This window comes from Streptomyces sp. iso_384 (assembly GCF_056172905.1).
Map to the genome: position 1 here is coordinate 5,015,439 of NZ_JBWBTT010000001.1, position 12,929 is coordinate 5,028,367.

11 protein-coding genes are annotated in these 12,929 nt (G+C 74.2%); 5 read left to right on the forward strand and 6 right to left on the reverse strand.

What is annotated here, in order from left to right; translation table 11 throughout:
• Positions 1-18 precede the first annotated feature (18 nt).
• From AC0VY3_RS22500 to AC0VY3_RS22515, 4 genes are all read left to right on the forward strand, one after another.
• Positions 19-1,488: a 3-hydroxybutyrate oligomer hydrolase family protein gene (locus tag AC0VY3_RS22500; RefSeq protein WP_475550434.1), complete on the forward strand. Its 1,470-nt coding sequence runs from the start codon at positions 19-21 to the stop codon at positions 1,486-1,488.
• A 226-nt stretch (positions 1,489-1,714) separates the two neighbouring features.
• Positions 1,715-2,512: a 3-hydroxybutyrate dehydrogenase gene (locus tag AC0VY3_RS22505; RefSeq protein ID WP_475550435.1), complete on the forward strand. Its 798-nt coding sequence runs from the start codon at positions 1,715-1,717 to the stop codon at positions 2,510-2,512.
• Between the two features lie 102 nt (positions 2,513-2,614).
• Positions 2,615-4,003, forward strand: coding sequence for an MFS transporter (locus AC0VY3_RS22510; protein WP_475550436.1), 1,389 nt, complete (start codon positions 2,615-2,617; stop codon positions 4,001-4,003).
• A 97-nt stretch (positions 4,004-4,100) separates the two neighbouring features.
• Positions 4,101-6,005: a helix-turn-helix domain-containing protein gene (locus AC0VY3_RS22515; RefSeq protein WP_103506938.1), complete on the forward strand. Its 1,905-nt coding sequence runs from the start codon at positions 4,101-4,103 to the stop codon at positions 6,003-6,005.
• A 32-nt stretch (positions 6,006-6,037) separates the two neighbouring features.
• On the opposite strand, the gene AC0VY3_RS22520 is transcribed toward AC0VY3_RS22515, so the two are convergent.
• A complete protein-coding gene (locus AC0VY3_RS22520) occupies positions 6,038-6,442 on the reverse strand; it encodes a (2Fe-2S) ferredoxin domain-containing protein (RefSeq protein ID WP_103506939.1) in 405 nt (134 codons plus the stop codon).
• 374 nt (positions 6,443-6,816) lie between these two features.
• On the opposite strand from AC0VY3_RS22520, the gene AC0VY3_RS22525 reads away from it, so the two are divergent.
• Positions 6,817-7,398, forward strand: a complete 582-nt coding sequence (locus AC0VY3_RS22525; RefSeq protein WP_030083600.1) for a TMEM165/GDT1 family protein — start codon at positions 6,817-6,819, stop codon at positions 7,396-7,398.
• A gap of 87 nt (positions 7,399-7,485) precedes the next feature.
• Here AC0VY3_RS22525 and AC0VY3_RS22530 read toward each other — a convergent pair whose 3' ends face one another.
• From AC0VY3_RS22530 to AC0VY3_RS22550, 5 genes are all read right to left on the reverse strand, one after another.
• Positions 7,486-8,022 carry a methylated-DNA--[protein]-cysteine S-methyltransferase gene (locus tag AC0VY3_RS22530; protein WP_258047001.1) on the reverse strand — a complete coding sequence of 179 codons (537 nt, stop codon included), beginning with the start codon at positions 8,020-8,022 and terminating at the stop codon, positions 7,486-7,488.
• Positions 8,023-8,035: 13 nt separating this feature from the next.
• On the reverse strand, positions 8,036-9,508 hold the full coding sequence (locus AC0VY3_RS22535) for an AlkA N-terminal domain-containing protein (RefSeq protein WP_103506940.1): 1,473 nt from the start codon (positions 9,506-9,508) through the stop codon (positions 8,036-8,038).
• 99 nt (positions 9,509-9,607) lie between these two features.
• A complete protein-coding gene (locus AC0VY3_RS22540; RefSeq protein WP_475550437.1) occupies positions 9,608-10,144 on the reverse strand; it encodes an O-acetyl-ADP-ribose deacetylase in 537 nt (178 codons plus the stop codon).
• A gap of 129 nt (positions 10,145-10,273) precedes the next feature.
• Positions 10,274-11,689 carry a phytoene desaturase family protein gene (locus tag AC0VY3_RS22545; RefSeq protein WP_103511786.1) on the reverse strand — a complete coding sequence of 472 codons (1,416 nt, stop codon included), beginning with the start codon at positions 11,687-11,689 and terminating at the stop codon, positions 10,274-10,276.
• A 94-nt stretch (positions 11,690-11,783) separates the two neighbouring features.
• Positions 11,784-12,629, reverse strand: coding sequence for an inositol monophosphatase family protein (locus tag AC0VY3_RS22550; protein WP_242737940.1), 846 nt, complete (start codon positions 12,627-12,629; stop codon positions 11,784-11,786).
• Positions 12,630-12,929 lie beyond the last annotated feature (300 nt).

Here is a 12,929-nt window from a genome sequence, read left to right on the forward strand (position 1 = left end):
CCGACGGAGGCCCAGCCCATGCCAGTCGCCCCACCGGCAGTCCGGCGCACCGGATCACGACACGACCGTCCGCGTGGTCCGGCCCGCGGCCGGTGGCTGCGCGGGGCGGCCGTCGCCGCGGCCCTGCTGACGGCGTGGACGGCGGCCCCGTCCGCCGCCGCCCCGCTGTCGCCGGACACCCCCGGAGCCGGTCACTGCTCGCGCCCCGGCCTGATCAGGGTGCCCGGAGCCGCCCACCAACAGAGCGACTGCCTGCCTGAGTTGACGACGGCGGGCACAGTGACCTCCGGGCACACCGACCCGGCCGACTGGGCGGGGCTCACACCGGAGGGTCTGGCCACCCCCAGCGGCGTGCCCGGCATCCAGATCGACGGCTACTTCCCCGACACCTCGACCGGCAACACCAACCACGGCTGGAACCACGACTCCCAGTTCGTCATCCGGCTCCCCGACCGCTGGAACGGCGGCCTCGTCGTCGCCGGATCGCCGGGGGTGCGCGAGCAGTACGCCAACGACCGGGCCTTCGGCGACTGGGCGCTCGCCCGGGGCTATGCGTTCGCCGCCACCGACAAGGGCAACACCTCGGCCGCGTTCCACCGGGACGGCACGGCCCCCGGTGACGCCATCGCCGAGTGGAACACCCGCTTCACCCAGCTCACCCGCGCGGCCCGCCTGACCGTCGCCCAGCGCTACCACCGCCTCCCCTCCCGCACGCTGGCGATGGGCATGTCCAACGGCGGCTATCTGGTGCGCTGGCAGCTGGAGAACCACCCCGGGCTGTACGACGGCGGAGTGGACTGGGAAGGCACGCTCTGGACCGCCGAGGAGCCGAACCTCCTCACCTTCCTGCCGCCCGCCCTCCGCGCCTATCCGCGCTACGCGGCCGGGGGCCCGGACGCCGAGGAGGCCCACCGGGCCATGACCGCCGCCGGATACCCGGCGGGTTCGGAGTTCCTCTGGCCGTACCACCACCAGTACTACTGGGATCTGACCCAACGGATCTACCGGGAGGAGCTGGACCCGGAGTTCGACGGCTCGACCGAGGCCGGCACACCGTTCTGCGCGCCGGGAACGCCCGCCTGCGACGCCGACTACGTCTACGCCGAACGGCCGGCCGAGATCCGCGACGCCGTCGCGAAGATCGCCCTGACGGGCCGCATCGGGAAGCCGCTGATCAGCTTCCACGGCACCCTGGACGTCCTGCTGCCGATCTCCGCGTCCTCGGACGCATACGCCTCGATGGTGCGGCGGGAGGGCCGTGGCGCACTCCACCGCTACTACCGGGTCGAGGGCGGCACCCATGTGGACTCGCTCGTCGACGCCTTCCCCGACCGGCTGCGTCCGCTCGTGCCGTGCCACCGTTCGGCGGCCGCCGCGCTGGAACGCTGGCTGGAAGAGGGCCGGCGGCCGGCGTCGAGCCGGACCCTGAAACTGCCGGAGGGAGCCTCGCCCGCCGAGCTGCTCGCCCGGTGCCGCCTGGACGGGTAGCGGCCGGCAGCCGGCTCCCCGCGCCCACCCCTGACGGGGCCCTCCACTCCGGAGGGCCCCGTCCCGTGCGTTTCGCCGGCTTCGCCGTGGTGTCCGACCCGTGGCCCCTGGTGCCCCGTGCGTCACACAGGGTTCGACGGGTGGCGATGTCCGCCACTTCCCTCCCGCCCACTGTGGAGATCCACGCCATGGGCTGCCCGGCGGAGTGTCTCTAGCGTTTCCGGCCATGACGAGCCAATTTCACGCAGCGCCCGGTTCCCCGGCGCCGGACGCCGGGGCCGTGGACCTCAGGGGGCGTACCGCCCTCGTCACCGGCGGCGGCAGCGGCATCGGCCGGGCCACCGCCGAGGCGCTCGCCGGGGCCGGGGCCCTGGTCCATGTGGTCGACCGCGAGGCCGGGAGCGCCAAGTCCGTCGCCGCCGCGATCGGCGGCGTGGCCCATGTCGTGGACCTGGCCGACCCCGAAGCGATCGGGACGCTGCCGGCCGGTGTGGACGTCCTGGTCAACAACGCCGGTCTGCAGCACGTGGCCGCCATCGAGGACTTCCCGCCGGACCGCTTCGAGCTGATCCAGAAGGTGATGGTGAGCGCCCCGTTCCTGCTGATGCGGCACTGCCTTCCGCACATGTACGCCGGAGGATGGGGCCGGATCGTCAACGTCTCCAGCATGCACGGGCTGCGGGCCAGCGCCTTCAAGTCCGCCTACGTCGCCGCCAAGCACGGCCTGGAGGGGCTGAGCAAGGTGGCCGCGCTGGAGGGCGCCCCGCACGGGGTGACCAGCAACTGCGTCAATCCCGGCTACGTACGTACGCCGCTGGTCGAGGGCCAGATCGCGGGCCAGGCCGCCGCCCACGGGATCGCCCCGGAGGAGGTCGTCGCCGGCATCCTGCTGGACCGCTCCGCGATCAAGCGGCTGATCGAACCCGAAGAGGTCGCCGCCGTCTGCCTCTGGCTCTGCGGCCCCCACACCTCGTACATCACCGGCGCCTCGCTCCCCGTCGACGGGGGCTGGGGCGCCCACTGACCCCACACCCGCCTCCGGTCCCCACCGGAGCCGGGCGCACCACCCCGCACCACCCGCACCCCCGTCCCTGACCCACCTGCCAACGAAACGCGGTGACTCACCATGGGTTCCCCCAGCTCCGCCCCGCCCGGCAACGGCCGGATCGGCCGGATCGTCGCGGCCAGCCTCGTCGGCACCACCATCGAGTGGTACGACTTCTTCCTCTACGGCTCGGCCGCCGCGCTCGTGTTCAACACGCTGTTCTTCCCCAGCAGCGACCCGCTCGTCGGCACCCTGCTGGCCTTCCTGACGTACGCGGTCGGCTTCGCCGCCCGTCCGCTCGGCGGCGTCGTCTTCGGCCACTACGGCGACAAGATCGGCCGCAAGAAGCTCCTCGTGATCAGCCTGCTGATGATGGGCGGCGCCACCTTCGCGATGGGGCTGCTGCCCACCCACGCCGGCATCGGCGTCTGGGCGCCGATCCTGCTGACGGTGCTGCGGCTGGTCCAGGGCTTCGCGCTCGGCGGCGAGTGGGGCGGCGCGGTCCTCCTCGTCTCCGAACACGGCGGCGACGAGCGGCGCGGCTTCTGGGCCTCCTGGCCGCAGGCCGGAGCCCCCGGCGGCAACCTGCTCGCGACCGGCGTCCTGGCGCTGCTGGCCGCCGTCCAGTCCGACGAGGCCTTCCTCGCCTGGGGCTGGCGCATCCCGTTCCTGCTCTCCGGCGTCCTCGTGATGCTCGGCCTGTGGATCCGGATCTCCGTGGAGGAGTCCCCGGTCTTCCTGCTGGCGCAGAAGAAGGCGCAGGAGCAGGCCGCCGCGGGCGTCAAGGAGCAGCCGCCGGTCGTCGAGGTGTTCCGCAGGAGCTGGCGCGAGGTGCTCCTCGCCATCGGCACCCGCTTCGGCGAGAACATCTCGTACTACATCCTCACCGCGTTCCTCCTGGTCTATGTGACCGTGCACCTGGAGCTGTCCAGGAGTGACGCGCTCAACGCCGTGCTGATCGGCTCGGCGGTCCACTTCGTCACCATCCCGCTGTGGGGCGCCCTCTCGGACCGGCTCGGCCGCCGACCCGTCACCCTGATCGGCGCGCTCGGCATGGCCGTCTGGGCGTTCGGCTTCTTCGCGCTCCTGGACACCAGGTCCTTCCCGGTGATCGTCCTGTCGGTCACCGTCGGGCTGCTGCTGCACGGGGCGATGTACGGGCCGCAGGCGGCCTTCATCTCCGAGATGTTCGACACGAAGGTCCGCTACTCCGGCGCATCGATGGGCTCCCAGCTCGCCTCGATCATCGGTGGGGCGCTCGCCCCGCTGATCGCGGTCGAGCTGCTCAAGGACTACCGCTCGTCCGTCCCGATCTCCCTCTACCTCTGCTTCGCCGCCCTGGTCACCGCGGTGACGGTGTGGATCGCGAAGGAGACCCGGGGCCGCGATCTGGCCAAGGACGGCCTGGCCGACTCGGTCCCGGCCGCGCCGGCCGCCACCCGCAAGGACTCGGTCCCGCTCGGCCGCTGACCCCACGCCCTCCCGCGCGCCGCACCGCTCGTACGGCGCGCGGGAGGCGCACCCACCCCCGCTGCCCGCTCGGCCCTCCCCGGGAGGCGATCACCGTATGCTCACCGGCGTGACAGCCCCCGGCCCCCAGCACTCCGCGGCAGCCCTGCGCCGGCTCCTCGACCTGCTGGCACAAGGTGCGGCGGCCGAGGAGTTCGACCGGCCCGCCACCGCCGCCGAGCAGGCGGGAGCGTCCGCGGCCGAGCTGGCCGAGATCGCGGACGCCGCCGCCGTGGCGCTGCGCATCCGGCGCACGCTCAGCCAGCACCGGGTGCGCGAGGCGCAGCTCACCGCTCTGTTCGACACCGCGAGCGACCTGGCGGCCCTGCGTGACCTGGACGCCGTGCTGCGGGCCATCGTCCACCGGGCGAAGCTGCTGCTCGGCACCGACGTCACCTACCTCTCGCTCAACGACGACACCGCGGGCGACACCTATATGCGGGTCACCGACGGGTCGGTGGCCGAGGCGTTCCAGCGGGTGCGGCTCGGCATGGGCGAGGGCCTGGGCGGACTGGTGGCCCAGACCGCCCGCCCGTACGCGACCGGCGACTACCAGGCCGACACCCGGTTCCACCACACCACCACCATCGACAGCGCGGTCCTGGACGAGGGGCTGCGGGCGATCCTCGGTGTGCCGCTGCGACTGGGCTCGCACATCATCGGCGTGCTGTACGCGGCCGACCGGGCCCCCCGCGAGTTCACCGCCGGCGAGGTGGCGCTGCTCTCGTCGCTGGCCGACCACGCCGCCATCGCCATCGACGGGGCCCGGCTGCTGGAGGAGACCCGGGCCGCGCTGGTCGACCTCAACGCCGCGTCGGAGACCATCCGGACGCACAGCGAGGCGATGCGCCGCGCCGAGGAGGCCCACGACCAGCTCACCGATCTCGTGCTCCAGGGCGGCGGCGCCGACGACGTGGCGGCGGCCCTCGCCGACATCCTGGACGGCGGGATCCTCATCCATGACGCGGACGGCGCCGAACTGGCCCGGGCCCGCGCCGAGCCGCTGCCGCAGCCGATCCCGGCCGTGTCCGCCTCCCGGGCCAGGGGCCGGGCCGTTCCCCTGGGCGGCACCTGGGTCTGCGCCGTCCTCGCCGGACCCGAACTCCTCGGCTCCATCGCGCTGACCGGCCGGGCGGGGCTCGCGGACGCCGACCGGCTGCTGTTCGAACGGGCCAGCGTCGTCACCGCTCTGCTCATGCTGCTGCGCCGCTCGGTCGCCGAGACGGAGGACCGGGTACGGGGCGAGCTGCTGGGTGATCTGCTCTCGCGCACCGGCGACCCGGGCACCCTGGCGGCCCGCGCCCGGCGCCTCGGCGTCAACCTGACCCGGCGGCACAGTGTGTTCGTCGCGCACAGCGAGGTGGCCCCCCGGCACCGGCTGCTGGCCGCGACCGCGCGGAGCGCGCAGGCCCGTAACGGTCTGGCCGGGCTCCACCACGACCATGTCGTCCTGGTGGCGCCCTCCGAGGAGCCGGGACCTGCCGCGCAGGCGCTCGCCGCCGAGCTGGGCCAGGCGGTCGGCTGCCCCGTCACGGTCGGCGCGGCGGGGCCCGCCACCGGTCCGGCCGACCTGCCGCACGCGCACAACGAGGCCGACCGCTGCCTCTCCGCGCTGCGCGCCCTCGGTCACACCGGGAGCGGCGGGGCCGTCGCGGATCTCGGGTTCATCGGCGTGCTCCTGGGCGACCAGGCGGACCTGGGAGGCTATGTCCGGCGGACGCTGGGACCCGTGCTCGACTACGACAGCCGGCGCGGCACCGATCTGGTCACCACGCTGGACGCCTATTTCGCCGAGGGCGCGAGCCTCACCCGGACCAGGGCCCTGCTCCACGTCCATGTGAACACGGTGGTGCAGCGGCTGGAGCGCATCGGCAGGCTGCTCGGCCAGGACTGGAACACGCCTGCCCGCACGCTGGAGATCCAGCTGGCCCTGCGCCTCCACCGGCTGACCCAGGGCCTGTGACGGCGGGCCGGCAGGCGCAGGGCTTCGGGGGCTCAGCCGTCCAGGCCCGCCCGGACCCGGCGCGAGGGCTGGAAGACGTACAGGTCGAGGATGTCCGGGGCGTCCGCGAGGCCCGGGCCACCGGCCGCCGCCCAGGTCACGATGTCCTGCTCGGCGTGCTCGTCGTTGACCAGGCCCAGCCAGACCGGCCGGCCCCCGGCGCGACGGCCGTCGGCGGAGGGCTGCACGACGATCACGTTGCCCTGCTCGCAGGCGTCCAGGCACTCGACCGCCCGTACGGTGGCGGCGCCCTCCAGGCCGGAGCGGAGCCGGGCCAGCTGGGCCGCGTGGTCGACGCCGGGGATCTTCTCGGTGCCGCAGCAGCAGCCCCGGCAGACGCTGACGGTGGGCCGGGGGACGCTCTGGGCGGGCACGTCCTTGCGGGAGCGGCGGCTCATGGGGGCACTTCCCGTCGCGGTGGGTGATGTGGAGTGGACCACCGGTGGCACGGGTGATCATCACGACTCTACCGAGGCGCCCACGGCTCGGACACCAGCGCCCTCGTACGGCCGGGTGGGGTAGTGTTGACGGCTGCGAAGGGGAGTAGCCCCGCAAACCGGTCGTCGACATACTGGAGCCTTCGGGTTCCCGGTGGCCGGGCTCGTGAGTCCTGTCGAAGGGATCTCCACGGGCGGGCGAGACCTTCGGTCCTGTATGACACGTCCACGTCCTGTGGGCGCTGCCGTCATGCCGGGCCGAGTGGTCCTCCGAAAGAGCCCGAGCGGCGCTTCGCGAAGATCCGGGGCCCGGCTCGAACAGAAAGCCACCCGGAATGCACCTCGACCCTCTGGCGATCATCACCGCCTTCGGGCTGATCTTCCTCGCGGAGCTCCCCGACAAGACGATGTTCGCGTCGCTGGCCATGGGCACGCGAATGCGGCCGCTCTACGTGTGGTTCGGCACGTCGTCCGCGTTCATCGTGCATGTCGCCATCGCCGTGGGTGCGGGCGGACTCATCGGCCTGCTGCCCGACTGGATCGTCAAGCTGGTCTCGGCCTCGCTCTTCGCGCTCGGCGCGTTCCTCCTGCTGCGCGGCAGCGGCGGGGACGACGAGGAGACCGAGGTGAAGACCGTGACCGGCTTCTGGCCTGTCTACTCGACCGCGTTCATGGCGGTCTTCATCAGCGAGTGGGGCGATCTGACACAGATCACCACCGCCAACCTCGCGGCGAGCAACGGCGCCTGGTCCACGGCGCTCGGCTCGGCCGCCGCCCTGATGTCCGTCTCGGCGCTGGCGCTGCTCGCGGGGAAGTTCATCGCCAAGCGCGTACCGCTGAAGACCGTGCAGCGCATCGGCGGGCTCTGCATGCTGGGCCTCGCCGTCTGGACGGCCGTGGAGATCTTCACCGGCTGAGGCCGGTGCGCGGCGCGCGGCGGGGCGGAGGCGTTCCGGTGTCGGTACGCCCCCGCCCGCGCCCCGGGACCACTCCCTCGCCCGCGCTCAGAACAGAACCTGCGCCTCCTCCCCCGCACCGCCGCTCTCGAACGCGAGCAGCCGCTGCTTGCGGTCCAGGCCGCCGCCGTATCCGGTGAGGCTTCCGGAGGCGCCGATCACCCGGTGGCACGGCACGACGATCCCGACCGGGTTCTTGCCGTTGGCCAGGCCGACGGCCCGTGAGGCGCCCGGTTTGCCGAGTTCCCCGGCGAGTTCGCCGTACGTACGGGTCTCGCCGTACGGGATCTTCAGCAGCTCCGCCCAGACGCTCCGCTGGAACGGGGTGCCGTGCAGATCCAGCGGGAGGTCGAAGGCGGTGCGGTCTCCGGCGAAGTACTCCGTGAGCTGCCGGATCACCTCGCCGAAGGGCTCCGGGTCCGGTACGCCGAAAGTCTCCTCGGGCGGGCGGTGGCGCTGGTCGGTCATGTAGAGGGCGGAGAGGACGCCGTCGGTGGCGACGAGCGTCAGCGGGCCGTAGGGGCTGTCGAGAACCGTGTGCTGCTTGGCCCTGACACCGGGGGGCATGGCGGTCCTGGCGGTCATGTCGGGGTCTCCTTCAGGTGGGCAGGTGGTTGATGGGGTGGTCGTCCACCGTCCAGAGGTACTGCACGGCGTACGCCCGCCAGGGGCGCCAGTCGGCGGCCCGTGCGGTGAGGGCGGCGGGGGTGGCCGGCAGCCCGAGGCGCTCGGCGGCCCGGCGGATGCCCAGGTCGGTGGGGAGGAAGGCGTCGGGGTCGCCGAGGGCCCGCATGGCGATGGACTCGACCGTCCAGGGGCCGAAGCCGGGCAGTGCGGCCAGCTCGGTGCGGGCCCGCTCCCAGTCGGTGTCGGTGTCGAGCCGCAGCCGGTCCTCCGCGAGGGCGGCGACGAGCGTGGTGAGGGTGGTGCGGCGGGTGCGCGGCAGGGCCAGGGCCTCCGGGTCCAGGCCCGCCAGCGCCTCCGGCGTCGGGAAGAGGTGGGTCAGGCCGCCCTCGGGGTCCTCGACCGGGACACCGTGGGCGGTGACCAGGCGGGCCGCGTGGGTGCGGGCGGCGGCGGTGGAGACCTGCTGGCCGAGCACCGCGCGTACGGCGAACTCCGCGCCGTCCACCGTGCGGGGCACCCGGCGGCCCGGGCCCGCGTCGACCAGCGGGGCGAGCAGCGGGTCGGTGCGCAGCCGGGCGTCCACGGCGACCGGGTCCGCGTCCAGGTCGAGGAGCCAGCGGCACCTGCTGATGGCCCGGGTGAGGTCGCGGGGGTCGGTGAGGGAGAGCCGGCAGGCGATGTGGTCGGGGGCCGGGGTGAGGGCGACGATGCCGTGTCCGTACGGGAGGGTGAGGGTGCGGCGGTACGCGCCGTCGCGCCACTCCTCGACGCCGGGGACCGCGGTCGCGGCGAGGTGACCGAAGAGGTTGCTCGGGTTGAGCGGGGCCCGGTACGGGAGGCGGAGGGCGATGACGCCCGGTACGGCGGTGGCCCGCGGGCCCCGGGCGGCTCTGGTGCGCAGCTCGCCGGGGGCCAGGCCGAAGACCTCGCGGACCGTCTCGTTGAAGGTGCGGATCGAGGAGAAGCCCGCGGCGAACGCCACCTGGGCCATGGGCAGTTCGGTCGTCTCGATGAGGAGGCGGGCGGTCTGCGCACGCTGGGCGCGGGCCAGGGCCAGCGGGCCCGCGCCCAGCTCGGCCAGCAGCTGGCGTTCGATCTGGCGGGCGGAGTAGCCGAGCCGGGAGGCGAGCCCGGGCACGCCCTCGCGGTCGACGACCCCGTCCCGGATCAGGCGCATGGCGCGGGCCACCGAGTCGGCGCGGGCGTTCCACTCGGGGGAACCGGGGCTGGTGTCGGGGCGGCACCGCTTGCAGGCCCGGAAGCCCGCCTGCTGGCAGGCGGCGGCGCTCGGGTAGAAGGTCATGTTGGCGACCTTGGGCGGCACGACGGGGCAGCTGGGCCGGCAGTAGATCCGGGTGGTCAGGACCGCGGTGAAGAACCAGCCGTCGAAGCGGGCGTCCTTGGACTGGACGGCCCGCACGCAGCGCTCGGTTTCGGTGTGCATGGTTCCAGGATGGTGCACCGGTCAGGGGCTTGGCTGGCGGAAATCCGACATGGGCCTCGCGGCCCCGGAGCCGCCCCTGGAACCGCCCCGGGGGCCTGCTCAGCCGCGCATCGCGAGGACTTCCTCGAACTCCACGTACGCGTGCGCGTCGAAGAGCACGAAGCGCACCTCCTCGACGGGCTCCAGGGTCTCCGCCAGGACGGTACGTACCGCGATCCGGGCCCCGTCGTCCATCGGCCAGCCGTAGATGCCGGTGGAGATCGCCGGGAACGCGATGGACTTGGCCCCCAACTCCGCCGCCAGGCGCAGGGATGCACGGTAGCAGGAGGCGAGCAGGGCGGAGCGGTCCTGGGCGCCGGAGAAGACCGGGCCGACCGTGTGCACGATCCACTGCGCGTCGAGGCGTCCGGCGGTCGTGGCGACGGCCTGCCCGGTGGGCAGCCCCTTTCCGTAGTGCGAGGCGCGCAGTTCACGGCAGGCGGCGAGGATGTCGGGTCCGCCGCGCCGGTGGATGGCGCCGTCGACTCCGCCGCCGCCGAGGAGCGAGGAGTTCGCCGCGTTGACGATGACGTCCACGGACTGGTCGGTGATGTCGCCGCGAACCAGGCGTACGGCGGGAGAGACAGAGGTGCTCATGCGGACATCATGCCGCGCGCCGGGGGCCTTCGCCGCCCGGTCCGGCGGACCGGGCGGCGCGAGCCGCACCGGGTCGCCGCCGTGCGGTGCCGCACGACGGCGTCGGGCGCCACGCCGGCCCGGAGGCGTTCAGGAGGCGCGCAGCCGTCGCCATACGGCCTTGGCTGCGTGGTGGCCGGACATGCCGTGCACGCCGGGTCCCGGCGGGGTGGCCGAGGAGCAGAGGAAGACCGCCGGGTGCGCGGTCGCGTACGGGACGCGGGCGAGCTTGGGGCGGATGAGGGTCTGCAGGCCCGAGAAGGCTCCGCACGCGATGTCGCCGCCGATGTAGTTGGCGTTGCGCTCGGCGAGCTGGGGCGGTCCCGAGATCGCGCGGGCGAGCACCAGATCGCGGAACCCGGGGGCGAAGCGCTCCAGTTGGCGTTCGATGACGTCGGTGGCGTCGCCCTCCCAGCCGGCCGGGACATGTCCGTACACCCAGAAGACCTGGCGTCCTTCGGGGGCCCGGGAGGGGTCGGTGAGGCTCGGCTGGGCGGTGATGAGGAAGGGGACGCCGGGGTCGCGGCCCTCGACGGCGGCCCGCAGCGCGGTGTCGATGGCTCCGGCGGTGGGGCCGATGTGGACGGTGCCGGCGCGGCGCGCCTCCTCGGCGGTCCAGGGGACGGGGCCGGACAGGGCGTAGTCGATCTTGAAGGCGGCGGCGCCGTAGCGGTAGTGGCTGTAGGCGGAGCCGAGGCCCGCGATCCGGGCCAGCGCGGAGGGCGAGGTGTCGAAGATGTAGGCGCGGGCGGGCGGGAGTTCGTCCAGCCGCCTGACCTCGCTGCCGGTGCGGATGGCGCCGCCCTGCTCGCGGAGGTAGGAGGCGAGGGCGTCCGAGATCGCCTGGGAGCCGCCGCGCGGCACCGGCCAGCCGTTCTCGTGGGCGGCGAGCGCGAAGACGAGGGCGATGGCGGAGGTGGCGAAGCCGCTGGTGGGAGCTATGGCGTGGGCGGCGAGCCCGGCGAAGAGGCCGCGCGCCTTCTCGCCCCGGAAGCGGCGCGAGACCCAGGTGGCGGGCTGGAGGCCGAGCAGACCGAAGCGGGCCAGCCGGTACGGGTCGCGGGGCAGGCCGTCCCAGGGGGTGCGCAGGAAGTCGGCGGCCAGGGTGTCCCAGCGGCCGAGGAAGGGGGCCAGGAGGCGGCGGTAGGCCCCGGCGTCGACGGGCCCCAGCGACATCGCACTCTCGCCGACGGAGCGGGTGAGCGCGGCGGCGGTGCCGTCCGGGAAGGGGTGGGCGAGGTCGATCTCGGGGTGCAGCCACTCCAGTCCGTGCCGGGCCAGGGGCATCGCCCGGAAGGCGGGCGAGCCGATCCCGAGGGGGTGCACGGCGGAGCAGGGGTCGTGCCGGAACCCCGGCAGCGTCAGCTCCTCGGTGCGGGCGCCACCGCCGACGGTGTCGTGCGCCTCGTGGACCTCCACGGCGAAGCCCCTGCGGGCCAGTTCGGCGGCGGCGGTCAGCCCGTTGGGCCCGGCCCCCACGACGACCGCATCGAGCATCGAGGGCACCTGGGGACTCCTTCGTCGGCCGGCGGGCGGAGACCCAGGATATTCGTGCGCACCGACAGCGCGGACGCGGGTACCCCGGGGCCGGCTCGGCGGGTCAGCCGCCGGACCTCAGCGCGGCCAGGACGCGCTGGGCGGTGGCCTCGTCGCGGGCCGCGGTGAACGGCAGGTCGTTGCCGCCCGCGATCCGGAACGGGGCGCCGGACAGGGTGGACTGGACGCCGCCCGCCTCGGTGACCAGGAGCAGGCCCGCGGCGTGGTCCCAGGCGAGCTCCCAGTTGAAGGCGACGGCGTCCTGCGCGCCGCGGGCGACGGCGAGGTATTCGAGCCCGGCCGAGCCGCAGGGGCGGGGAGCGATGCCCTCGGTGCGCAGGCCGAGCAGGGCCCGCTTCTGCGCGTCGGTGGTGTAGTCGGGGTGCGAGGTCGCCACGTCGAGCACGGCGCCGGGGGCGGGCGCCCCGGAGCGTATCGGCACGCCGTTGAGCGTGGCGCCCCGGCCGCGTACGGCGACGGCCATCTCGCCGAGGACGGGTGCGTACGTCCAGGAGGCGTGGACCTCGCCGTGCAGGGCGAGGGCGACCAGGGTGCAGAAGCCGGACTCGCCGCGGACGAACTGGCGGGTGCCGTCGACCGGGTCGACGATCCAGACCGGGGCGTCGCCGCCGAGCGCGTCGTAGACGGCCGGATCGGCGTGGACGGCCTCCTCGCCGACGACGACCGAGCCGGGCAGCAGCTTGGTGAGGGCGGCGGTGAGGTGCTCCTCGGCCAGCCGGTCGGCGGCGGTGACCAGGTCGTGCGGGCCGCTCTTCTCGATGATCTCGTGGGCGGCGAGCTTCCGGTGGCGGGGCATGATCTCGGCCGCGGCGGCGGCGCGCACGGCCGCCTCGACGTCGGCCGACGGCCCGGTGTGCCCGGCGGTCCCGTACAGGAAGTCATCGATCATGGCCCCACCCAATCACGGTCGGCCGGCGAGGCGGCCGGTGGGAGGCCCCCCCAGCCCGTCCGGCGTTCGAGGACGGAACCGTTACGGGGGCGTTCGGCGCGCTCGCAGGGGTCCTGCGCCTCGGGACCCCGGTGACCACAGGCCCCCCGCCCCGGACTTCCGTCCTCAGACGCCGGACGGGCTGAAAGGGCGGCGGGCCCGGCCCTCAGCCTCCAGAACCGTGGCCGGAGACCGAGACCAGCAGGACGCGGATGCTGGGCGCCGGTGAACTCCAGGGCGCGCATCCGGTGGTTGCCGCGG